General features: G+C 69.9%; 27 protein-coding genes and 3 pseudogenes. 9 read left to right on the forward strand and 21 right to left on the reverse strand.

Annotation, left to right across the window (positions count from 1 at the left end; translation table 11 throughout):
• Positions 1-26: 26 nt before the first annotated feature.
• From OCT49_RS00450 to OCT49_RS00495, 10 genes and pseudogenes are all read right to left on the reverse strand, one after another.
• Complete coding sequence (locus tag OCT49_RS00450) at positions 27-752, reverse strand: alpha/beta fold hydrolase (RefSeq protein WP_283849887.1); 726 nt, start codon at positions 750-752, stop codon at positions 27-29.
• A gap of 47 nt (positions 753-799) precedes the next feature.
• Complete coding sequence (locus tag OCT49_RS00455; protein WP_283849888.1) at positions 800-1,114, reverse strand: GNAT family N-acetyltransferase; 315 nt, start codon at positions 1,112-1,114, stop codon at positions 800-802.
• 45 nt (positions 1,115-1,159) lie between these two features.
• Complete coding sequence (locus OCT49_RS00460) at positions 1,160-1,900, reverse strand: GPR1/FUN34/YaaH family transporter (RefSeq protein WP_283849889.1); 741 nt, start codon at positions 1,898-1,900, stop codon at positions 1,160-1,162.
• 14 nt (positions 1,901-1,914) lie between these two features.
• Positions 1,915-3,801, reverse strand: coding sequence for an amidohydrolase (locus OCT49_RS00465; RefSeq protein ID WP_283855627.1), 1,887 nt, complete (start codon positions 3,799-3,801; stop codon positions 1,915-1,917).
• 2 nt (positions 3,802-3,803) lie between these two features.
• Entirely contained in the window at positions 3,804-4,757 is a 954-nt protein-coding gene (locus OCT49_RS00470; protein WP_283849890.1) for an alpha/beta hydrolase, read from the reverse strand.
• Between the two features lie 41 nt (positions 4,758-4,798).
• Entirely contained in the window at positions 4,799-5,056 is a 258-nt protein-coding gene (locus OCT49_RS00475) for an FAD-dependent oxidoreductase (protein ID WP_283849891.1), read from the reverse strand.
• A 67-nt stretch (positions 5,057-5,123) separates the two neighbouring features.
• Positions 5,124-5,615, reverse strand: a pseudogene (locus OCT49_RS00480) (FAD-dependent oxidoreductase); the annotation flags it as partial.
• A complete protein-coding gene (locus OCT49_RS00485) occupies positions 5,615-6,193 on the reverse strand; it encodes a Dps family protein (protein WP_283849892.1) in 579 nt (192 codons plus the stop codon). The pseudogene OCT49_RS00480 and the gene OCT49_RS00485, both read right to left, overlap by 1 nt.
• A 98-nt stretch (positions 6,194-6,291) precedes the next feature.
• The gene (locus tag OCT49_RS00490) at positions 6,292-6,798 is read right to left on the reverse strand and encodes a DoxX family membrane protein (RefSeq protein WP_283849893.1); all 507 of its coding nucleotides are present in this window, start codon (positions 6,796-6,798) and stop codon (positions 6,292-6,294) included.
• 5 nt (positions 6,799-6,803) lie between these two features.
• Positions 6,804-7,466 carry a hydrolase gene (locus OCT49_RS00495; protein ID WP_283849894.1) on the reverse strand — a complete coding sequence of 221 codons (663 nt, stop codon included), beginning with the start codon at positions 7,464-7,466 and terminating at the stop codon, positions 6,804-6,806.
• A 152-nt stretch (positions 7,467-7,618) separates the two neighbouring features.
• Here OCT49_RS00495 and OCT49_RS00500 point away from each other — a divergent pair, with 152 nt between their 5' ends.
• The 6 genes from OCT49_RS00500 to OCT49_RS00525 all read left to right on the forward strand — a co-directional run bounded on the left by OCT49_RS00500 (position 7,619) and on the right by OCT49_RS00525 (position 9,927).
• On the forward strand, positions 7,619-7,762 hold the full coding sequence (locus tag OCT49_RS00500) for a hypothetical protein (protein ID WP_283849895.1): 144 nt from the start codon (positions 7,619-7,621) through the stop codon (positions 7,760-7,762).
• A gap of 39 nt (positions 7,763-7,801) precedes the next feature.
• Positions 7,802-8,062, forward strand: coding sequence for a 6TM ABC transporter family protein (locus OCT49_RS00505; RefSeq protein WP_283849896.1), 261 nt, complete (start codon positions 7,802-7,804; stop codon positions 8,060-8,062).
• Positions 8,063-8,351: 289 nt separating this feature from the next.
• Entirely contained in the window at positions 8,352-8,600 is a 249-nt protein-coding gene (locus OCT49_RS00510; RefSeq protein WP_283849897.1) for a hypothetical protein, read from the forward strand.
• A gap of 409 nt (positions 8,601-9,009) precedes the next feature.
• A complete protein-coding gene (locus OCT49_RS00515; protein WP_283849898.1) occupies positions 9,010-9,186 on the forward strand; it encodes a hypothetical protein in 177 nt (58 codons plus the stop codon).
• Positions 9,187-9,195: 9 nt separating this feature from the next.
• Positions 9,196-9,651, forward strand: coding sequence for a GNAT family N-acetyltransferase (locus OCT49_RS00520; protein ID WP_283849899.1), 456 nt, complete (start codon positions 9,196-9,198; stop codon positions 9,649-9,651).
• Between the two features lie 90 nt (positions 9,652-9,741).
• A complete protein-coding gene (locus tag OCT49_RS00525) occupies positions 9,742-9,927 on the forward strand; it encodes a hypothetical protein (protein ID WP_283849900.1) in 186 nt (61 codons plus the stop codon).
• Positions 9,928-9,983: 56 nt separating this feature from the next.
• Here the strand turns inward: OCT49_RS00525 and OCT49_RS00530 are convergent, their stop codons facing one another.
• From OCT49_RS00530 to OCT49_RS00555, 6 genes are all read right to left on the reverse strand, one after another.
• Positions 9,984-10,391, reverse strand: coding sequence for a tyrosine-type recombinase/integrase (locus OCT49_RS00530; protein ID WP_283849901.1), 408 nt, complete (start codon positions 10,389-10,391; stop codon positions 9,984-9,986).
• 45 nt (positions 10,392-10,436) lie between these two features.
• Positions 10,437-10,892, reverse strand: a complete 456-nt coding sequence (locus OCT49_RS00535; RefSeq protein WP_283849902.1) for a site-specific integrase — start codon at positions 10,890-10,892, stop codon at positions 10,437-10,439.
• Positions 10,893-10,949: 57 nt separating this feature from the next.
• Positions 10,950-11,513 carry a hypothetical protein gene (locus OCT49_RS00540; protein ID WP_283849903.1) on the reverse strand — a complete coding sequence of 188 codons (564 nt, stop codon included), beginning with the start codon at positions 11,511-11,513 and terminating at the stop codon, positions 10,950-10,952.
• Positions 11,510-12,646, reverse strand: coding sequence for a tyrosine-type recombinase/integrase (locus OCT49_RS00545; RefSeq protein WP_283849904.1), 1,137 nt, complete (start codon positions 12,644-12,646; stop codon positions 11,510-11,512). The genes OCT49_RS00540 and OCT49_RS00545 overlap by 4 nt, the downstream gene beginning before the upstream one ends.
• A 308-nt stretch (positions 12,647-12,954) precedes the next feature.
• Complete coding sequence (locus OCT49_RS00550) at positions 12,955-13,626, reverse strand: permease prefix domain 1-containing protein (RefSeq protein WP_283849905.1); 672 nt, start codon at positions 13,624-13,626, stop codon at positions 12,955-12,957.
• Positions 13,623-13,964, reverse strand: coding sequence for a PadR family transcriptional regulator (locus OCT49_RS00555; protein ID WP_283849906.1), 342 nt, complete (start codon positions 13,962-13,964; stop codon positions 13,623-13,625). Before OCT49_RS00555 ends, OCT49_RS00550 begins: the two co-directional genes overlap by 4 nt.
• A gap of 85 nt (positions 13,965-14,049) precedes the next feature.
• On the opposite strand from OCT49_RS00555, the pseudogene OCT49_RS00560 reads away from it, so the two are divergent.
• Positions 14,050-14,507, forward strand: a pseudogene (locus OCT49_RS00560) (hypothetical protein).
• Between the two features lie 222 nt (positions 14,508-14,729).
• Here OCT49_RS00560 and OCT49_RS00565 read toward each other — a convergent pair.
• Positions 14,730-15,982, reverse strand: a protein-coding gene (locus OCT49_RS00565; protein WP_283849835.1) for an IS3 family transposase whose coding sequence is annotated in 2 segments (ribosomal slippage) — positions 14,730-15,700 and positions 15,700-15,982 — 1,254 coding nt in all. Because the reading frame shifts where the segments join, the coding sequence is not laid out codon by codon here.
• A gap of 46 nt (positions 15,983-16,028) precedes the next feature.
• Here OCT49_RS00565 and OCT49_RS00570 point away from each other — a divergent pair.
• A pseudogene (locus OCT49_RS00570) lies at positions 16,029-16,238 on the forward strand (transposase family protein); the annotation flags it as partial.
• A 33-nt stretch (positions 16,239-16,271) separates the two neighbouring features.
• Here the strand turns inward: OCT49_RS00570 and OCT49_RS00575 are convergent.
• A complete protein-coding gene (locus tag OCT49_RS00575) occupies positions 16,272-17,279 on the reverse strand; it encodes an IS3 family transposase (RefSeq protein WP_283849908.1) in 1,008 nt (335 codons plus the stop codon).
• A 17-nt stretch (positions 17,280-17,296) separates the two neighbouring features.
• Positions 17,297-17,680: a hypothetical protein gene (locus tag OCT49_RS00580; protein WP_283849909.1), complete on the reverse strand. Its 384-nt coding sequence runs from the start codon at positions 17,678-17,680 to the stop codon at positions 17,297-17,299.
• A 107-nt stretch (positions 17,681-17,787) separates the two neighbouring features.
• Between OCT49_RS00580 and OCT49_RS00585 the strand changes: the two genes are divergently transcribed.
• On the forward strand, positions 17,788-18,027 hold the full coding sequence (locus OCT49_RS00585) for a hypothetical protein (protein WP_283849910.1): 240 nt from the start codon (positions 17,788-17,790) through the stop codon (positions 18,025-18,027).
• Positions 18,028-18,320: 293 nt separating this feature from the next.
• On the opposite strand, the gene OCT49_RS00590 is transcribed toward OCT49_RS00585, so the two are convergent.
• Both OCT49_RS00590 and OCT49_RS00595 read right to left on the reverse strand, forming a co-directional pair.
• Complete coding sequence (locus tag OCT49_RS00590; RefSeq protein ID WP_283849911.1) at positions 18,321-19,028, reverse strand: response regulator; 708 nt, start codon at positions 19,026-19,028, stop codon at positions 18,321-18,323.
• 220 nt (positions 19,029-19,248) lie between these two features.
• Entirely contained in the window at positions 19,249-19,710 is a 462-nt protein-coding gene (locus tag OCT49_RS00595; protein ID WP_283849912.1) for a peptidoglycan-binding domain-containing protein, read from the reverse strand.
• Positions 19,711-19,808: the final 98 nt, after the last annotated feature.

Consider the following 19,808-nt stretch of genomic DNA (forward strand, 5'->3'; position numbering starts at 1 on the left):
CAATCGTTCGATCTTCAAGCGTCGGATCAGTGCGCCGTGGACCGGGCAGCGTCCATGACCAGCTCTGCTACGGCCTTGGGCTGGGCGAGCATGATCAGGTGCGAGGAGTCGACCTCGACGATGGTCATGCCGGCGCGCTGGTAGCCGAAACGCTCCACATCGGGGTTGATCGTACGGTCGGCGGAGGCCACCAGGCCCCACGAGGGCTTGGTCTTCCACGCCGCGACCGGCGCCGCCTCCGAGAAGGCCCGCGCGGCCAGGGGGCGCTGGGAGACGGCGAGCACCGCGGCGAGGTCGGGGTCGACGTCCGCCGCGAACAGGGCGGGAAACTTCTCGATCTCCACCGAGACATCGGTGCCGGTCTCGGTGGAGCCGGCCACCGGGAACGGGGTGTAGACGAGCGCGTCGGCGAGACCGGAGTCGGGGAAGCCGCCCTGCAGCTCGCCCAGGCTCTCGCCCTCCTCAAGCGCGTATCCCGCGAGGTACACCAGGGCGCGGACGTTGTCCTCCGTCCCGGCGAGGGTGATGACGGCGCCTCCGTAGGAGTGCCCGACCAGGATCACGGGGCCTTCGACGGCACGGACCACCGAGGCGATGTACGCGGCGTCGTCGACGAGGCTGCGGTTGGGCACCGCCGGGGCTATCACCTCCATGCCGGCGGCGGTCAGTTCGGGGATGACGCGGGCGAAGCTGGACGCGTCGGCGAAAGCGCCGTGGACCAGGACGACGGTGGGGCGGGCGTGTCGGGGCATGGGGGAACTCCTCGGTGAGTGGACGGAGAAGGTGGTTGTGGGGTGGTTCACAGGCCGAAGCGGGCGCGGCGCGCCTCGGGCACCAGGTCGGCGTATTCGGGGTGTTTGCCGATCCAGCCCCGGATGAAGGGGCAGTACGGCAGGACGCGCAGCCCACGGGCCCGGGCGTGGTCAAGGGCGCCGCAGGCGAGCAGCCCGCCCAGACCCTGGCCGCCGAAGCGGGGATCGATCTCGGTGTGGATGAAGGCGATCTCGCCCTCCGAGAGGTGGTACTCGGCGAAGCCCGCGGTCTCGGTGCCGTCGGCGCCGACGAGGATCTCGTACCGGGACTTCTCGGGCCGGTCGGTCACTCGGGATTCCATGGGTACTCCTGTGCGGTCGCGGTGTTACGGGGTCGGTGACTGCGATCAGAGCGTGCGGCGCACGCCCGCCTGGCGTTCCAGGTTGCGGAGCTGGACGGCCAGGTCGCCCTCCACGGCGAGGTGGGCGGGGCCGCTACGTCCGATGGGCAGGACCTGCTCGCTGCGCATGTCCTCGAGCATCAGGGCGAACGCCGTGTACATCGCGACGAGCGCCACGACGAGGCCGAGCGCCCCGGACGTGCGCGTCAGCCATTCGGCGCCGGTGATGCCGGCGAGGCCGGTGGCCGCCCAGCGGGGCAGGGAGACCGCGAGGACGAGCCACAGCGCCCGCTTGGGCCCGGTCACGGCGGTCATCAGCGCGCCGAAGCAGAGGAGCGCCAGGTTGAAGACACCGAGGACCTTCAGGCCGTCGGCCGCGTCGCTGAGCATGATGAGCGAGTAGGGCAGCCAGCTGCCGGCGAACACCGCCATCAAGGTCGCCGCGATCACGTCACGGGCGCCGAAGGCCAGGAAACTCACCAGGAGTTGGAGCACGAAAGCCGGCAGCACGGTGAAGGCGACGGCGGTGCGGGCCTCCTCCCCGAAGATCCCGAGCTGGAGGCAGCCCGTCATCACGGACGCGATGGCGATCGTGAAGAAGCCGAGCGGCATGGGGGAGGCGATCGGCCGCAGGTTGATCCGGGTCATCGACCGGAGGTCCGGTTCGAAACGGCGTTCCGGGGGTGCGTCCGGCGAGGTGGCCACGGCGTCGTCGCCGCTGTCGGCGGTGGGTGAGGCGGTACTCATCGTGTGGATCTCTCTCAGTGCTCGAAGCAGGGGTCGACGAACGACGGCTGTGTGTCGGGGAGGGAGCCGCGCGCGACGCGCCACCGGCGGTGCTGCTCGGACTCGGCGACGGCCTCGGCCAGGAGCGAGGCCTGATGGGCGCCGCTCCGGTAGCCGCCGAAGTGGGCCACCGGACTCCACTCGGGTGTCACCGGCGGGACGGCCTCGTCGAGACCCTCGTACTCCGCGGTCGCGTAGACGATGCGGCCGCCGACGACGGTGAGGACGGACTCGATGTCGGGGATGACGTCCTCGGGCACGGTGAGGTAGTCGTCGGAGAGGATCGCGAGGTCGCCGTACGAGCCTTCTCGCAGGGTTCCCTTGACGTCCTGCTCGCCGGTGAGCTGCGCTCCGCCCCGGGTGTAGAGGCCGAGGGCGGTCTCGCGGTCGATCAGGTTCCCCGCCGGGTAGAGGGCGGTGCCGCCGACGGTGCGCCCGGTCACCAGCCAGTGGAGTGCGACCCACGGGTTGTACGAGGAGACGCGGGTGGCGTCGGTTCCGGCGGCGACGGTCAGGCCCCGGTCGAGCATGGCCCGCACCGGCGGGGTGTGGGCGGCCGCCTCGGCGCCGTAGCGATCGAGGAACGCGGCGCCCTGGAAGGACATCCGGTTCTGGACCGAGACGGCGCCGCCGAGGGCCGCGATCCGGTCGAGGCTGTCGGCCGAGACGGTCTCCGCGTGGTCGAAGAGCCAGCGGTTGCCGCCGGGGAAGAGTCCCTCCGCGGCGAGCTTCTCGAAGACGGCCAGGTCGCGGCGGATCGTCTCGTCGTACGTCGCGTGGAGCCGGAAGCCCCAGCCGTTCTCGAGCAGGATCCGTACGGCGCTCTCGAACTCGGTCTCGTAGCCCGCGGCGAGCTCGGGCCGGGGCTCGGAGAAGTTCTCGAAGTCGGCCGCGGCCCAGGTCAGGTTCTCACCCGCGCCGTTCAGCCGGAGCCACTCGTCGCCGTCCCCGGGCTTGACCATCTCGGTCCAGCGCTTGAGGTCGGCGAGCTCCTGCCCGGCCGTCTGCGGGAAGAGGTGGTAGGCGATCCGCAGGGACAGCTCCCCCGCCTGGGCGAGATCGACGACCGTCGCGTAGTTGTCGGGGAAGTTCTGGAACCCGCCCGCGGCGTCGACCGCGGACGTCAGTCCGAAGCGGTTCAGCTCGCGCAGGAAGTGGCGCGTCGACGTCCGCTTGTCGGCCTCGTCGAGAGCGGGTGCCTTCGCCAGCGTCGAGTACAGGACGAGAGCGCTCGGAGCGGCGAGGAGAACGCCGTTGGGTTCACCGTCCCGGCCCCGGACGATCTGCCCGCCCCGGGGATCGGGGGTCTCGCGGGTGAACCCAGCTGCCTTCACCGCGGCCCGGTTCATCAGGGCCGACTGGTACAGGTGCAGGACGAAGACCGGGGTGTCGGGGGCGGCGGCGTTCAGCTCGGCGACGGTCGGCATCCTGCGCTCGGCGAACTGCTCGGCGGTCCAGCCGCCCACGACCCGGATCCACTGCCCCTTGGGCGTGCGGCCGGCCTGCTCGCGCAGCATGGCCAGGGCCTGGCGGAGGCTGCGTACGCCGTCCCAGCGCAGCTCCAGGACGTAGTTCAGGCCGCCCCGGATGACGTGGAGGTGCGAGTCGTTCAGACCGGGGATCACCCGGCGGCCCAGCGCGTCGACGACCCTGGTCCCCGGCCCGACGAGGTGGGCGAGGTCGTGGTCGTCGCCGAGGGCCGTGACCCGGCCGTCGCGGATGGCGACGGCTCGGGCCTCGGGGCGGTCGGTGTCACCGGTGAACACCTTGGCGTTGCGGACGAGGAGGTCGGCGTGCTCGTGTTCCCGGCTCGGGGCGGGGACGAGGCCCGCCACCGGCATGCTCGTCGAAAATCCGGTCATGGTCATGCGAGGGCCTTCCGGAGGGTGTCGGTGGCGAGACCGATGGCGAGTTCCGCGGCCTGCGTCTCGCGCAGCGCGTTCAGCATCACGAAGTCGTGGATGGCGCCCTGGACGCGCAGGGCGGTGACGGGAACGCCTGCGGCTCGGAGCTTGGCCGCGTACGCCTCGCCCTCGTCGCGCAGGACGTCCGCCTCGGCCGTGATGACCAGGGCCGGCGGCAGGCCGGCGAGCTGCTCGGTGGAGGCGCGCAGCGGCGAGGCGGTGAGCTCGGCGCGCTCGGCCTCGTCGGTCGTGTACTGGTCCCAGAACCACTTCATGGCGTCGCGGCGCAGGAAGTACCCCTCACCGAACTGGTGGTACGAGTCGGTCTCGAAGCTCGCGTCCGTGACCGGGTAGAAGAGGACCTGCTGAACGAGCGTCACGTCGCCGCGCTGCTTGGCCATGAGGGTAAGGGCGGCGCTCATGTTGCCGCCGACCGAGTCGCCCGCGACGGCGATCCGCGTGCCGTCGAGGTCCTTGTGATGTCCCTCGCGGGCGACCCACTGGGCGACGCTGTAGTTCTGCTCGATCGCGACGGGGTAGCGGGCCTCGGGCGACAGGTCGTACTCGGGGAACACCACGGCCGCCCCTGTGCTGACGGCGAGTTCGCGGACGAGCCGGTCGTGGGTGTGCGCGTTGCCGAAGACCCAGCCCGCGCCGTGGATGTAGAGGACGACGGGGAGCGGGCCGGTGGCGCCGCGAGGGCGGACGATCCGGGCGCGGACGTCGCCGGTCGGGCCGCCGTGGACGGTGACCCACTCCTCGTCGACGTCCGGCAGGGGCACGCCCTCACCGTTCTGGACGTCGTCCACGGCCTTACGGCCTTCGGCGACGGGGATCTGGTAGAGGTAGGGCGGCTGGGCGGTGGCGTCGGCGAACGCCTGGGCGGCGGGTTCGAGGACCGGACGGTTCTTCATGAGGGGTTCTCCTTCTGAGTTGTACGGAACGGGGCGGGGCGTCAGCGGGTCGCCCGCGCGGCGGCGAGGACCTCGTCGCAGACGAGAGTCGTGCCGTCGTCGGTGTCCACGGTCACGGTGCGGGTGCCGACGTCACGGGCGACCCGGACGGCCGACACCCCGAAGCGGATGGTGACGCCCAGATCGCTCAGCCCCCGGGTGACCTCTTCGCCGGCGCACGGCTCCCAGCCGGTCAACAGGGCCTGGTCGCGGACCAGCAGGGTGACGGAGGCGCCGAGCGAGCGCCACGCGGTGGCCATCTCGCAGGCCACCACTCCCCCCGCCGATGACGACGAACCGCGCGGGCACCACGTCGGCAGTGGTCGCCTGCCGGTTGGTCCACACACCGACCCGGTCGAGCCCCTCGACCGGCGGAAGGGCGGGTTCCGTGCCAGTGCAGACCACGACCGCATGCCGGGCCCGCAGGGTGCGGACCGTGCCGTCGGCCCCAGTCACCTCCACCCGGCGCTCACCGGCGAGCCGTCCGTGCCCCCGTACCAGCGCGATGCCCGCACCGTCGAGCCAGTCGGCCTGGCCTGCGTCGTCACCGCGCCCGCTGAAGCGGTCCCGGCGGGCCAGCACCCGCGCCGGGTCGAGGGCCGCAGTGACCGTCTGGCGGGCCCCGTCGACCGAGCGGGCCTCCGCTCGGGCGGCGCCGGGACGCAGCAGGGCCTTGCTCAGCACGCAGGCGCGGTAGGAGCATTCGCCGCCGACCGCCTCGGCCTCGACGACGGCGGTCAGCCCCCACCTGGCGGTCCGGTCGGCGACGACCTCGCCGGCCGGACCGCCACCGACCACGACGACGTCGTACGTGTCCATCAGCCGTGCACCAGAGGGGTGTCCACGAGGTGCTCGGCCAGGAACCACACCTGCGCCTCGCCGGTACGGATGACGTCGGAGACGAGCAGGTCGGCGCTGCCCTCGTCGCCCTCCCCGGAAAGCCGGGCGGCGGCGTCCCTCGCGTCGATCAGGATCCGCTCGTGCGCGTCGAGGAGCCGTGACAGCATGACGGGCACCGGCTCGACGCCGTCCGGCGGACGGGGGATCGCCGTCAGCTCCGCGACGTGGCGCGGGTCCCCGACGGCGACGCCGCCGAGGCTCTGTACCCGCTCGGCCAGCGCGTCCACGATGGCCAGCTGGGCCTCGGCGTGCTTGTCCAGCATCAGGTGGAGCGAGTAGAAGGTCGCCCCGCGCATGAGCCAGTGGTGCTTCTTGTAGAGGGAGTAGAGGATCTGCGTGTCGGCGAGGACGCGGTTCAGCCGCTGGCAGGCGTACATGCGGGTGTCGTGGCCGAGGCCGATCGGCAACTGCTTGAGCGTGCCGAACGCCTGGGTCTCGGCGCCCTTCTGATGCAGCAGCGGCTGACCGCCGCCGTGCGGGGTCGTGAGGGTGTCCATCGAGTACTCCTGATCGACTGGTGGGGAAAGAGATGGGTGGGCCCGGCCGCCCGGTCGGGGGTACACGGGCGGCCGGACCCGGTCTGCGTTGCTCGCGCTCAGCGCTCGGCAATCGCCGGGGCGGGGGGCCGGTGCAGGACGAGCCAGGTGAGGAGGCCGCTGCCGAGACCGGCCACGAGCGCGAGGGCGGCCCACCACAGCGGGTACGGCGTGAGGCCGAGGACCGCGTCGAGGGACCAGGCGCCGGGTCCGGTGGCGGCGAGAGCGGCGGCGGTGCCGATGAGGACGAGCGGGTACTCGTATCCGTCGTTCTGCACCCAGAGCCCGTGGCGCCATTTCACGGTGAGGGCGACGGTCATGACCCCGATGGCGCCGGTCGCGGCGAGCGGGGTCAGGAGGCCGGCGGCGAGCAGCAGGCCGGAGCCGATCTGACCACCGCCCGCCGCCAGGGCGGTGAGGACACCGCCGCGGAAGCCGTCGGCGCGGAACTCCTCGGTACCACCCTCAAGTCCCTTGCCGCCCAGGTGCGAACTGACCTTCTGCACACCGTGGCCGGCGACGAGCAGTCCCACCAGCAGACGCAGGATCAGAATGCCGGTGTCCACAGGATTCAGCCTGCCGCGTGCGCGCCAATGACCGACTGCGCGTACACGACCCCCAGGCCGTACGCACCCGCGTGGGCCTTGACGATCTCCATGACGGCGCCGTACGTCTCCTGGCGCGCCCAGTCGCGCTGCAGCTCCAGAAGGACCTGGACCCAGGTCACGGGGACGGCGCCGGCGGCGATCATCCGCTGCAGTGCGTGCTCGTGGGCGGCCGGGCTGACGCCACCAGAGGCGTCGGTCACGACGTACACCTCGTAGCCTTGCTCAAGCGCGGAGAGCGCGGGCAGCACCAGGCAGACCTCGGTCCACAGACCCGACAGGATGATCTTCTTGCGCCCGGTCGCCTTGACCGCCGCCACGAGCGCCTCGTCCTCCCAGGCGTTCATGGTGGTGCGGTCGATGACCTCGTTCTTGGGGAACACCTCGGCAAGCTGCGGCAGCAGGGGCCCGGAGAAGGACTCGGCGGCGACCGTGGTCAGGACGGCCGGAACGTCGAACGCCTTGGCCGCCTTGGCGAGACCCACGGTGCTGTTGATGATCGCGGCACGGTCACCGCTGCCGGTGCCGAAGAACATCTGCGGCTGGTGGTCCACGAAGAGCATGACCGAGTTGTCGGGCGTGAGCAGATCCTTGCTCGGAGCGGCCTGCACCTTGCTGACGTCGAACATGAGGGGTCCTTTCGAAGCAATCGGTAACGTGCCCGCCACCTCCGCGGCTCGGCACTTCTTCAAGCTATGAGCGACCCGACCGACGGTGTTGACCTCCTGCGCCCAGGGGTTGGCACGACAGCGCACAACCGGTCAAGGACGAGAGCCGTGCGGTGTCACCGGCGCGAACCGCACACGGGCGCGACGCTGGTAACCCCGCCGACACGGACGAGGGTGGCCACAGCCTCTACCTCGTCGGCCGGTTCGCCGCCCCGCTGGGGCACCCGCCTCCTGCCCAGGGCAAGACGATCTGGTGAACCTTGACCCCGAGGCGCGGCGCGTTCGTCTCCAGCGGTATGGCCGGCTTCCTGGCCTTCTCGGTGATCGGACTGTTCCTGAGCCTCGTACCGACCTACGTCACCAAGCTTTCCGGCAGCGGCAACCTCGCCCTGGCCGGTGGTGCAGTCGCGCTGATGCTCGCCTGTTCCGTGGCCGCCCAGATCGCAGCGTCAGGCCGCCAGGCGCTCGGTATCCGGATCCCCGGCCTGGTCCTGCCGGCTTCCGGTCTGGTCCTGCCGGCGGTAGCAGCGGCGCCGGCTCACTCGCCCTGCTGCTGACCGCCACCGTCATCGGCGGCGTCGGGCAGGGCTGGCCTTCCTCGGCGGTATCACCGAAATCAACCAGCTCGCTCCCAAGGACCGGCACTACGACAGCCTGATCGCCCAGGCCGAGGCCATCACCGACACCCCACCCCTCGATGCAGCCACATGCGCCGACATCGACTGGCGGCTGTGCCACATCGCACCGGCCGACCGGATCATCACCACCGCGCTCCGCGAGCAGATCAACGGCCACCCCGCCACCGTCGACAACCAGCCCTCGACGGACCCCGACCGGATCAAGAAGATGGTCAGCACCACCACGCATGCGCAGCGGGTCGACAGCGTGCGTCGCAACTGGGCGGAACTGCGGTCCCTGCTGGTGGCATGCTCCCCCGCCAACACCCAGGCCCGGCTCACGCTGCGCATGCACGACCGCGACGGGGAGTACGTGAGTGACTCGGTGCTCACCTGGTCCGACCTGATCGAGATGCGGACGACCCGGCACATCCCCGGGTACCGTGACGCCCTCGCGCAAGCCGCGCCGCAAGCGTAACGCCAGGCGCACTGACCGGAAGCGGACCCCCGAGCCGGCGAAATTCCCCTGGGCCGCCTCACATAAGCAGCCGGCCCGGACAGCAGCCGTGCAGGGCCGTGCAGCCCAGACCGACGGTGAGTGACAGGCACAAAGTCCTGAAGGCCCTGTCATTCCCGGCCCCCCAGGGCCCCGGGCCCGTGTCGCCGACCGGCCGTTGTCTGAGGGGCCGGGGCAACCTACACGCCTGAGCCGAGTCGGCTGAAGGCCCAGCGCAGTACCTCCTGGTCGACTCGGGTCCGTCCGGTGCGCGTCAGGGCGGTGCGGGTGTGGAGTGGGGCCAAAACTGCCCGTCGAAAACACCCCAGCTCACACACCCCCCACACCCCAACTGACCACCCCCCAGCGTTACGGCAGCCATGCTCACTGCGTGGTGATGCGCGCGGGCAACGGTGGGATCCACGCCGACCAGGCCGAGATCGGTGTCGTCGCGTGCCGCGGCCTCGGTGATCACCGCTTCCACGAGCGTCTGGAAGACCCCGGTGGACGTCCACATGCACCTGATCGCATGAATATCCGCATGACGGCCCGCGCGGAGATCCGGTAGGGATAACCCATGCCGATTCGTGTGAGCCTTGACGACCTGTGCCGGGAGACCTGGGAGGAGGTGGCCGACCTGACGGTGGCCGACGACCAGCGCGACCTCATCGCGTCCAACCTGTATTCGATCGCGGAAAGTCGCTTCTTGCCGGGCTTCGTGACCCGTGCGGTGATGCATGATGAGCACGCCGTGGGCTTCGCGATGTACGGTCCCGATCCCGACGACGGTCAGATGTGGCTCTACCGCTTGATGATCGACAAGGATCACCAGGGAATGGGTCTGGGACGAGCCGCTCTCCAGCAGGTCATCGCCCACGTGCGGGAAGCGTTCGACGCGCCGGTGCTGCGGCTGGGGGTACGCACGGACAACCTCGCGGCCAGGGCGCTCTACACCTCTGCCGGATTCGTCCCCACCGGGCAGGTCCTCGGCGATGAGGACATCCTGGAGTTCCGTCTGTCCGCCACCGACTGAGCGGCGCGGAATCTCCGTCACCCATTACCGGCCGGCCCCCTGACACCAGGTTCCCCGCCGCCCGCTGGTGAGGGCCGTGAGGCGGTGCGGTTGCTGCCGAAGACGCTGGCCGCCCAGGACGACGACCGGACCCTCGCTGCGGCAGAGAAGCTCACCGACGCCCACTGGACGGGAACAGCGCGCGGAGTGCCGACACGGGCACGAGCCCTCCGCCCCCTCGGCCAGATGCTGACCAAGGTCGGAATCGGACTCACCCGAGCACCCGCCGGGCAGTGACGCACCGCGCGTGGCTCGCGCTGCTATCTCTCATGAACATTCACGGGCCTCAAGATTCACAACTGCTGCCCGAACTGCCAGACAAACGCTGCCCCTGGAAGTGAACGAAGCCACACGTAGCGGACTGGCCGCTGAGCCCATGTGTCGTGGCGGGCCGCGGCGTTCGCGACCTTGGCCGCGTCGGTCAGTTCGCGCAGGGCGTCCGCCGCCTGGGGATGCAGGGGGACCATGCGCTCGGCGTAGGTCTTGCCGACCGGGATCCGCAGACGCGGATAGCCGTCGGGGTAGGCGTCCGGGCAGTCCAGGGTCAGCCGTGCGATCTCCCCGCGCCGGGCACCGCTCCAGCGCAGCAGAAGCAGAGCGGCTCGTTGGTGCGGGTCTTCGAGTTCTTCGACCGCGTCCATGAGGCGGTCCAGCTCGGCCCGGCGGATGAACCGCGGCAGCGCGGAGGGGAGTTTGGGCATGTCCGAGCGGCCGAGCAGGGGTCGGCCCGGGACATCGCTCCAGCCCTATTGGCTGGTCTCGCGGAAGAACTGAAGCAGTGGGCTGAGGTAGGTACAGCGGGATCGGGCTGTCAGCGGCCGTCCGGTGCGGGCGTTGGTGTGTTCGTGGAGGTGGGCCATGAAGCCCTCGACGTGCCGCCGCTCCAGCTGGGTCATCGCATCGATCTCGGGGTGAGCCCGGGCGAGCCAGCGCAGGAAGTAGCGGAGGGCGTCGCGTGAGTGGCGGACGGACTCCGCGCGGTCGCTCGTCTGCAACCGGCCCAAAAGCCAGCGCGTCACTGGGGCGGCGAGGGCCGACGGCGTCTCGGGAGGGGTGAGTTCGGTTCGCCAGAGTTCGGCGGTCTTCAGGTCGTGGAATGGCGGCTCGGGGACCTGTCCGATGTTGAACAGCAGCACATGGACGCCGGGCAGCCGGGTCAGACACGCCTTCTGGTAGATCTCGGCGAGCTGGTCCGTGGGCATGCGGCGGCGTGCGTTGGAGACATGGCCGGCCCGCACGAACCCGGCCTCCGGCCGGGCTCAGTAGCGCTTGATCTCTTCGGCGAGCGCGGTGAGGTCGTCGAGCCGGATCGCGCGCAGATCGGGGTCACCGCGCATCAGGAGAAGGCGGGTGAAGGTCCAGGTCAGGACGGACCGGCCGCTGACAGGCGCATAACCGAGCTGGAGCATGCGGGCAGAGAACGAATCGAGCAGATCCAGGTCCAGCCCGAGCCCGACGGCGACCTTGGGGACGAACAGGCTGTCGAAGTTCCGGCTGAGGACGTAGTCGGCGTCCAGCCGGAGACCGTGCACCAGCGAGAGGTAGGCCAGATAGGGGCCTGCCTCGTGGGCCGACCCGATGCGTTTGCCGGACTCGTGCGCGACGCGTCCGTGCAGGTCCAGGCGGACCAGCAGTGGTTCGGCGAACCAGTCCTCCAGGTTCGGCCAGTGTTCGAGGAAGCGGTTGTAGGAGTAGCGGCGGAACTTGATCGACGCCGGGGCGTCGGCGAACGTCGCGCGGACCCAGGCGAAGTACTCCTGCCTCGGCGCGTGGCACCGGCGGCGGCCCGGTTCCGGGGCGGGCGCCAGGGTGAGCGCGGTCACCGGTTGTTCTCCAGGGCGCGGGCGTAGTCGGCCAGCACGGCCTCGTCGGAGACCCGGGTGTAAACCTTCGCCGACTCCGGCGACGCATGCCCCAATCGCTTTTGCAACGACAGCTCCCGCATCCCGCCCTCCCACATCGCCGTGGCGTGCGTGTGCCGCAGCGCGTGCGGCGTGGTCTCCGGCGTGCGCAGGCCGAGCTTGTCCAGCCGCCGCGCGAACAGCCGCACCACCGCGTCGTAGCCCAACGGCTCCAGACAGCGGGTGCCCTTCCCACCGACCAGGAACACGAACGGGCTGGTCGCATCGAGGGGACGCTCGTGCATCACATAGCGGCTGACCGCCTCCAGGGTGCGAGGCTCGTGCAGGTCCACCACCCTCTCGGTGCGGGACTTGCCACGGACCCCGCGCGGATGATCGTCACGCTTGCGGACCCTCACCCGGCGGCGGCCGTAGGAGATGTCATCCAGGTGCAGCGACAGCACCTCGCCCGGCCGCAACCCGCCATCCAGCATCGGCAAGAACACCGCCAGGTCCCGCAACCGCTCCAAGCTGCCGATGAACTGCTCCAGCACCGCCTCGTCCACGGGGCGCGGCAGCCGCCGCGGCTGCTTGACCGTCACCGTGCGGCGAGTCCGCTGCTGACGGCTCGCGCGGCCCATGAACGGCTGATGCCGGTCCGGCACCCGGGCAAGCGCGGGGTCAAGGCGCTTCTGCATCGGCGAGTCGCCGTTGTACTCCTCGGCGGCCACCGCCCAGTCGTAGAAGCTGGAGACGGCCGCCAGGATCCGATTCACCGTCGCCGGAGCGAGCAGACTGCCCGACGCCTCCGGACCGCCGACCACGACCGTCAGGCCCAGCCGCTGGGCGGGCCGACGCGACGGCGCCTGCCGCAGGAACGCCAGCAGCCGCAAGGCATCCGGGCCCCGGAACTCGCGCCAGTCCATGCCCTCAGCAGCGAGAAAGGTGAACAGCCGCCGCAGGTCGTACGCGTACGCACAGATCGTATGCGGCGAGAAACCCCGGTCGACCAGATGATGCAGGAACCGGCAGGCCGCCGTGGCCGGTTCACCGTCACCGTCCACCAACCGGACCCGTCGTACGACACCGCCATCGCGTTCCTCGACCACCCGCACACCGGCCTCCCCGAGCCTGCACTCGGACGGCCCGACGAGACCGGCACCTTCACCGCCACGGCACCAGTTCAGGCGTCACTCGAAGGTGTCCGGATAAGGAGATGTACGGGGAGGTGAACCTCGACATGGACGCCCGCCTGGACCTCGCCGCGGTTACCGTGCCGGGCCCTCGCGCACCAGTGGCCGCCGACGACCAGCAGCCGGCCGCACACGGGTGACCACCGGCGATTCGGTGATCTTGATCCAGTGGCTGATGACCCGGTGACGTGTCTGAGGGCACGTCAGCCGCGCCACCAAGAGGCGATGGGTCACATGGCCGGCAGGCGCGCACATTGGCGGCAGGCGCGGGCCGAGGCTGCCACCACGGCGTGCGACGCGGCTGCGAGTGCGCCAGCGAACGCGAGCAGTGGCCAGTTCGTGGCCAGGACGGAGGCGGTGGCGAGCGCGAGCGTCGCGACCGCCATGACAACGCTGGCGGTAGTGCCGGTCCATGCGACCGCGAGGGGTAGTTGGTGCGGAATGGGCAGCCAGCGGGCGAGGGTGCCGGTGGCGGCCAGCGTCGCCGCGGCGAGTAGTGCTGCGACGCTGGAAAAACCGGCTAGATGAACGGCCAGCATCTGAGCCGTGCGTGGCAGCTGCCAGGGTTGATCGTGGTCGGTGGTCCAGGCCAGGTACCAGCAGGCGACCAGGAAGGGGGCGGTGAGGGCGACGGCCCGGGCGGTGTGCCGGGCCTGGGCAATGGTCAGTTCCCGTTGGCAGCTCGGCACGAGTTCATCGAGGGTCCCGAACTCTTCTACTGCTTGGTGGGCGGCGCGCTGGTGGGCCATTCCTTCGCGGGTGTGCGCCGTTACCGTGTCCATGAGGCCGTCGCGTATCTCCTCGATCATCCGGGCCTTGATTCGGGCCGGGCCGTGCAGGGCGGCTGTCAGGGCCTCGATGTAATCCTCGATGGGGTCGGCTTGCCGGCTGGTGACGTTCATGTGGCAAACCCGGGCGGTGCGGCGGGGTTCAGGACCGAGCCGATCGCTGTGGTGAACTCGCTCCACGCGGTGCGCTCGCTGGCCAGGGTGCGTCGTCCGGCGTCGGTGAGTTCGTAGCATCGCCGTCGTCGTTCACCAGAAGATTGCCAGCTGCTGCTCAGCAGCCCGAGCCGCTCCAGCCGGTTCAAGGCCGGGTAGATCGTGCCCGTGCGCAGCTCAAGTGCGCCCCCGCTGCGGTGTTGAACCGCAGCGATGATCGCGTAGCCGTGCAGCGGGCCTGGTTCAAGCACGGCCAGCAACAGTCCGTCCAGGTGCCCTCGCACCGCGTCTGCCCTCATGAGTAGGCAGCCTACCCAAAATTGCCGTAGGCAGTGTATGTATTGGCAGCCAACACATTCACGCTTCTGCTCGGAGGAATCCGCAGTGACCAAGGTGCTGCTGTCCGTACATGTCCTCGCGGCGATTCTGGCGGTCGGATCGATCACAGTGGCCGCGTCCATGTTCCCCCGCTACGCGCTGCAGGCATCCGGCGGCCAGGATCCGGACGGGCGAGCCGCCGGGATCGCCGCACTCCTGCACCGGATCTGCCGCGGCTACGCCGTCGCCGGTCTCGCCGTGCCGGTCTTCGGGCTGGCCACCGGCGCCCAGCCGGCGTCCTCACCGACGCCTGGCTGCTCGCGTCGCTCACGTTGACCGTGATCGCCGCGGCCATCCTGGCCATGGCCATCCTGCCCGGCCAGCAGCGCCTGCTCGCGTTGCCCCAGGACGGGCAGCGTCCCGCGGCGACCCGGCTGACCATGCTCACCGGCATCTTCAACGCCCTCTGGGCGATCGTCGTCATCCTGATGATCGTCCGCCCCGGCTCGACCACGGGAGCGTGATCCCGGTGCATATGTTGCGGATCGCGGCCGGCGCCGAGACCGCCTCCTTCGCGGTTCTGCTGGGCAACCTGCTCACCACACACACGCAAGCGATCGCGACGCTCGTCGGCCCGCTGCACGGCCGGCCTACCTCGTCGTCATCGCAGCCACTTCAATGGTCCCGTCTGCCGCCTCGACGGGCGCCCGATGGCGCTCTGAACCGCCCCGGGTTCGGTAGAGATCTCAGATTGTGGTTGTGACCTGGGGTTTCGTGGATTCCATGTAGTAGTTGGCTTCGTACTCGACGGGCGGGACGTGGCCTATCTCACCGTGGAGCCTGCGGTGGTTGTACCAGTCGGTCCATTCGGCGGTGGCCAGCTCGACCTGGGCGAGCGATTTCCAGGGCCGCCGGGGCTTGATCAGCTCGGTTTTGTACAGGCCGATCGTGCTCTCCATCAGGGCATTGTCGTAGGCGTCACCGACCGATCCGATCGAGGCGGCGATGCCGGCGGTGTCCAGATGCTCGGCGAGCCGGAAACTCGTATATTGCGATCCGGCATCCGAGTGGTGGATCAACTCGCCCGGCCGCACCGGATGTTGGTCTCGGTCACGTTGCCACACGGCCATCTCCAGGGCGTCCAGGACGAAGATCGTTTCCTTCACGGTGGCTGCGGACCAGCCCACGATCCGGCGGGAAAACGTATCCACGACGAAGGCGACGTGGACGACACCGGACCAGGTTTTGACGTGGGTGAAGTCCGCGACCCAGCAGCGGTTCGGGGCAGCGGCGACGAAGTCGCGGTCCAGCAGATCCGGCGCCCGTTCGGACTGGCCGCCGGGCAGCGTGGTGATCACGCGCTTGCCGCGGACCGCTCCGGCGATGCCAAGTTCACGCATCAGGCGCTCGACGGTGCAGCGGGCCACGCGGTGGCCCTGCCGGTTCAGCTCACGCCAGATCTTCCTCGCCCCGTAGACACGGTAGTTGGCCTGGAAGGCCTCGCTGATCCGTTCCTTCAGTTCGGTATCGCGCACGGTCCTGGCCGACGGTGTGCTCCGGCGTTTGTGGTGGGCGTAGTAGGTGGAAGGGGCGATCTTGCAGTCGTGCTCGGTGAGCGTCCTGCAGATCGGCTCGACGCCGCCGAAGCGGCCCTTGTGCTCGTCGATGAACGCTACGAGCGTGTGTGTGGCCGGTCGAGCTCGGCCGCGAAGAAAGACGCCGCCGCCTTCAGGATCTCGTTGGCCCGCTTCAGCTCGGCGTTCTCCTTCTTCAACGCCTTGAGCTGGGCGGACTCCTCCGTCGTCGTCCCCGGCCGCTGCCCGGCGTCGATCTCGTGCTGCTTGACCCAGTTCCGCAGCGTCTCGCGGGAGCCGATGTCCAGCTTCTCGACCACCGCCTGCAAGGCCGCGGTCTCGGTCGGGTGGTCGCCGCGGACCTCGGCGACCATGCGCACCGCACGTCGGCGCAGCTCAAGCGGGTAACGGGAAGGTCGTGCCATGACTCGATCCTTTCATGAAATCGAGTCTCCACTTCACCCGGGGCGGTTCATACAGCGTGAACAGACACTCCGCGCGATTCGTGGTCACGAGCGCCTGGTAGCTCCCGGGACGGGCGCAAAAGCAAAGCTCACCCCAGCTGACCGAATCCTGGCCACAGTGCTCCACCTGCGCAAACTCGCCACAGTGAACCTCCTCGGCCAGCTCTTCAACGTCTCCGCCGTGACCATCAGCCGCGCGAACCAAGCAGTCCGCCCGGAAGATTTCAAGTCCAGTGAGACGGTCGTGACGCTATGAGGTTTGTGGTGCGGGTTCCCTGCGCTTGGCCGGGTCGTTGATCCATGCCTGCTGGGGTATCCGGGGTGGTCGGGGGCGTCGGCCGAAGCGTTCGGGGTGGCGGGCGTATGCCTCGGCGAGGGTGACGGCCCGCTGTTCGCGGACCTCCTCGGCGGTGCCGAAGTGCACGCTGGCGGGCGTGTGCCAGGCGACGCCCGAATGCCGGTGCTCGTGGTTGTAGTACGCGGTGAACGCCTCGAACCACTCGCGGGCATGGGCCAGCGAATCGAACCGTTCGGGATGGTCCGGCATGTACTTGACGGTCTTGAAGTGGGCCTCGCTGCAGGGGTTGTCGTTGGAGGTCTTCGGCCGCGAGTGCGACCGCGTGACGCCGAGGTCGGTCAGCAGCTGGGAGACCTTCTTGGAGGTCATCGACGTGCCGCGGTCGGCGTGTACGGTCTCGGGCACGATGCCGTTGCGGGCGATGGTCTCCCGGATCAACTCCTCGGCGCGTGTGGCTGATTCGGCGGCCTCGACGGTGTGGCCGACGATGTAGCGGCTGAAGATGTCGATGATGACGTAGGCGTGGTACCAGACGCCCCTGGCCGGTACGGCCGCCTTGGTGATGTCCCAGGTGAACACCTGCGAGGGCCCGGTGGCGACCAGCTCGGGCACCGTCTTCGCCGGGTGGGCGGCCTGGCGGCGGCGTTCGCCGGACTGCCCCTTCTCGCGCAGGATCCGGTACATCGTGGAGATGGAGCGGTGGTAGCGCCCGGCATCCAGTTCGCGGGCCCAGATCTGCGCGGGAGGCAGCCCGGCGTACTCGCCCGAGTTCATCAGCTCCAGGACTGCCGCCCGCTCCTCGGGTGTGAGGGCCGAGGGCTGGACCTGCGGTTTCCTGGGCTTTCGCTCGGGCGGGGGCCGCAGCCGGCGGTAGTGGGTGGCCCGGGAGCGGCCGGTCAGCCGGCAGGCCGCCATGATACCGAGCTCGTGCTCGACGCCAGTGAACGCGTCGTCGGCCACCGGGTCGGCGGCAGCCCTCAGTCCGCGCCCTCGGAGATCATTCCCAAGAGCGCGGAAGCTTTTCCCATGACTTCCAGCGCGGCCTTGTTCCGGGCCAGTTCCTTCTCCAGCCGTTCCACCTGGCGGCGCAGTTTCTCGTTCTCCGCCTCGGCTGCGGACTTCTTCGGCCGGGCCGGACCGGTGCGCTTGTCGACCAGTTTCTCCAGGGCCCCGGCATCCCGCGCGGACCGCCATTCCCTGACATGCGAGTGGTACAGACGCTCGCGGCGCAGGACCGCGCCCTTCTCGTTCTTGGGCGCGGCGTCGTACCCGGCCACGACCCGCAGCTTGTACTCGGGACTGAAAGTGCGGCGCTTCGGCCGGGCAGCCGGGTCGGGTCCGGCGGGGTTGGTGCTGGTCATGAGCGGGTGGTTCTCCTGTCGTGCCCTCTCAGGCTAACCCGACGAAGCGGGACGTCTCACCCAAGGCTGACAGAGAGGGGATCGGTCTCGACATCGAGGTGCACTCGGTGACCAGTGCGCCGGTCGCCCAGGCCTCGGCCCGGGCCGGGCGCGGACCTGCGATCGTCATCGAACCGCGGCGCTTCGGCCTGGAGGGCGCGCACCTGATGCTGGACGGGCGACGGCTGACGGTCACCCTGTACGCGGCCTGGCACTCGGACCACTACGCAGCACAGGAACTCGCCGCAATAGCTGACCAGTTGGCCCGATGGGGCACCGACGCGGTGAGCGACCCGCTGCGTTGGTGACGCCGGCCAGGAGGGCCCGCGCCACCGGCGGTGACAGGCGGGCACCGACAGACTTGGCGAGGCCTTCGCGGCCCTGACCGGGATGTCCCGGCAGCAACTGGGCACACTCACAGAAAGTTTGGCCCCCGACGACACCACCCGTCGGCCTCGCAGCCCTTCGGGCCCGGGTCCTCGCCCAAACCAGTGAGCCCAGCAACAAGATCAAGACGACGTGTCAATGATCTGCAAGCCCCTGCCTGTTGCTGTGCGGGCTGCTGCTGTGGGCCGCACTCGTCGACGGCCTGGCCTCCCGTTCAGAAACCGGTCGGTGGCCGTGCCGCCGTGACCAGGCCGCTCTCGTACGCGACGATCACCAATTGGGCGCGGTCGCGGCAGTCCAGTTTGGTGAGCAGTCGTCCGATGTGAGTCTTCACGGTGGCGAGGCCGAGGTACAGCCGTTCGGCGATCTCGGTGTTGGACAGGCCTCGGGCGACGAGGACGAGGACTTCGCGTTCGCGTCCGGTCACACCGTCCAGGGTGTTCGGCAGTGGTCGCGAGGGTTGCGGACGGCGGGCGAACTCCTCGATCAGGCGCCGTGTCACCGCGGGTGCCAGCAGTGCGTCACCGGCGGCGACGACCCGTATCGCCGCGATCAGTTCGCCAGGCGGCGTGTCCTTGAGCAGGAAGCCACTGGCACCGGCCCGCAGCGCGGCGTAGACGTACTCGTCCAGGTCGAACATCGTCAGCATCAGCACCTTGACGGCCGCGGTTCCGGGAGAACCGCAGATCTGCCGGGTCGCCTCGATGCCGTCCATGCCCGGCATCCGTACGTCCATCAGGACCACGTCCGGCAGGTCCTGCCGGGCACCTCGCACCGCCTCCATCCCGTTCGCCGCCTCCGAGGTGGCCACCAGGCCGGGTTCGGCGTCGACGAGCACCCGCAGGCTGCCGCGCAGCAGTACCTGGTCGTCGGCGATCAAAACCCGGACCGGGCCGCCGGACGACTCGGTGCCATAGGACAACTCGGCAGGCTTCCGGCGTACCGCGCCGGACCGAGTGCGGCCGGCCACCGTGGTACTGCCGTGAACGGGAGCAGCGCCAGATGAGCGGCCTGCTCCAGGCGCTCGATCCGGCTGGTGTGCTGCGCGGCCGTCCGGCCGGTGAACACGAACGCGAGGGGGCGCTTCCCCCCGCGGCCCGTCGGCGCAACAGCCGGGGACCAGGCCCCCGGCTGTCGGGGCGTCAGTCCATGGGAAGCTGATTGGCCCAAGCCGCGAACCCGGCCCGGGTCCCCGCCCCTGCGATGCCGTCGACCGCACCGGAGTAGTATCCGGCACTCCTCAGGAACCGCTGAAGGGCCTTGATCGTCTCGGGCCCGACGATGCCGTCGATGGCACCGGTGTAGCCCCAGTTGTCGCGCAGGATCCGCTGCATGCCCTTCCAGCTCTCGGTCCCGAGGAGACCGTCGATCGCCCCGCTGTAGACCCCGGCGTAGTAGCGGAGATAGAACTGGACTCTCTTCGCCTGCGAAGTATTCAGCCCCAGGTTCTCGACCTCGGTGACCGCGGCCGGCCCGGAGACCACACTCTGGTGCCTCTCCGGCGTCGCCGCGACGGCCGTCCCGGAGGCCGACAGGGTCCCGGCGGTGATCCCGAGCAGCGCCGCAATGCTCGCGAGCGACGCCTTCACCGTGTTCGATCGCATGTGGTGCCCTTCTGTGACGACCCGCCAAGCGGGTGGGACCACAGTGGCACGGCCCCGCCACACTCAGGCGGGAACGCGGGCAGATGACCTGTACTGCG

Origin of the sequence: Streptomyces sp. ML-6 (assembly GCF_030116705.1) — a bacterium.
GTDB lineage: Bacteria > Actinomycetota > Actinomycetes > Streptomycetales > Streptomycetaceae > Streptomyces.

Coding starts and splice junctions, on each gene's coding strand:
- OCT49_RS00495 (WP_283849894.1), bottom strand. CDS start 7,466: ATGTTCGACGTCAGCAAGGTGCAGGCCGCTCCGAGCAAGGATCTGCTC.
- OCT49_RS00470 (WP_283849890.1), bottom strand. CDS start 4,757: ATGAAGAACCGTCCGGTCCTCGAACCCGCCGCCCAGGCGTTCGCCGAC.
- OCT49_RS00485 (WP_283849892.1), bottom strand. CDS start 6,193: ATGGACACCCTCACGACCCCGCACGGCGGCGGTCAGCCGCTGCTGCAT.
- OCT49_RS00535 (WP_283849902.1), bottom strand. CDS start 10,892: ATGCCCACGGACCAGCTCGCCGAGATCTACCAGAAGGCGTGTCTGACC.
- OCT49_RS00465 (WP_283855627.1), bottom strand. CDS start 3,801: ATGACCGGATTTTCGACGAGCATGCCGGTGGCGGGCCTCGTCCCCGCC.
- OCT49_RS00455 (WP_283849888.1), bottom strand. CDS start 1,114: ATGGAATCCCGAGTGACCGACCGGCCCGAGAAGTCCCGGTACGAGATC.
- OCT49_RS00505 (WP_283849896.1), top strand. CDS start 7,802: ATGGCCGGCTTCCTGGCCTTCTCGGTGATCGGACTGTTCCTGAGCCTC.
- OCT49_RS00450 (WP_283849887.1), bottom strand. CDS start 752: ATGCCCCGACACGCCCGCCCCACCGTCGTCCTGGTCCACGGCGCTTTC.
- OCT49_RS00530 (WP_283849901.1), bottom strand. CDS start 10,391: ATGCCCAAACTCCCCTCCGCGCTGCCGCGGTTCATCCGCCGGGCCGAG.
- OCT49_RS00580 (WP_283849909.1), bottom strand. CDS start 17,680: ATGACCAGCACCAACCCCGCCGGACCCGACCCGGCTGCCCGGCCGAAG.
- OCT49_RS00460 (WP_283849889.1), bottom strand. CDS start 1,900: ATGAGTACCGCCTCACCCACCGCCGACAGCGGCGACGACGCCGTGGCC.
- OCT49_RS00550 (WP_283849905.1), bottom strand. CDS start 13,626: ATGAACGTCACCAGCCGGCAAGCCGACCCCATCGAGGATTACATCGAG.
- OCT49_RS00475 (WP_283849891.1), bottom strand. CDS start 5,056: ATGGCCACCGCGTGGCGCTCGCTCGGCGCCTCCGTCACCCTGCTGGTC.
- OCT49_RS00555 (WP_283849906.1), bottom strand. CDS start 13,964: ATGAGGGCAGACGCGGTGCGAGGGCACCTGGACGGACTGTTGCTGGCC.
- OCT49_RS00595 (WP_283849912.1), bottom strand. CDS start 19,710: ATGCGATCGAACACGGTGAAGGCGTCGCTCGCGAGCATTGCGGCGCTG.
- OCT49_RS00520 (WP_283849899.1), top strand. CDS start 9,196: ATGCCGATTCGTGTGAGCCTTGACGACCTGTGCCGGGAGACCTGGGAG.
- OCT49_RS00510 (WP_283849897.1), top strand. CDS start 8,352: ATGGTCAGCACCACCACGCATGCGCAGCGGGTCGACAGCGTGCGTCGC.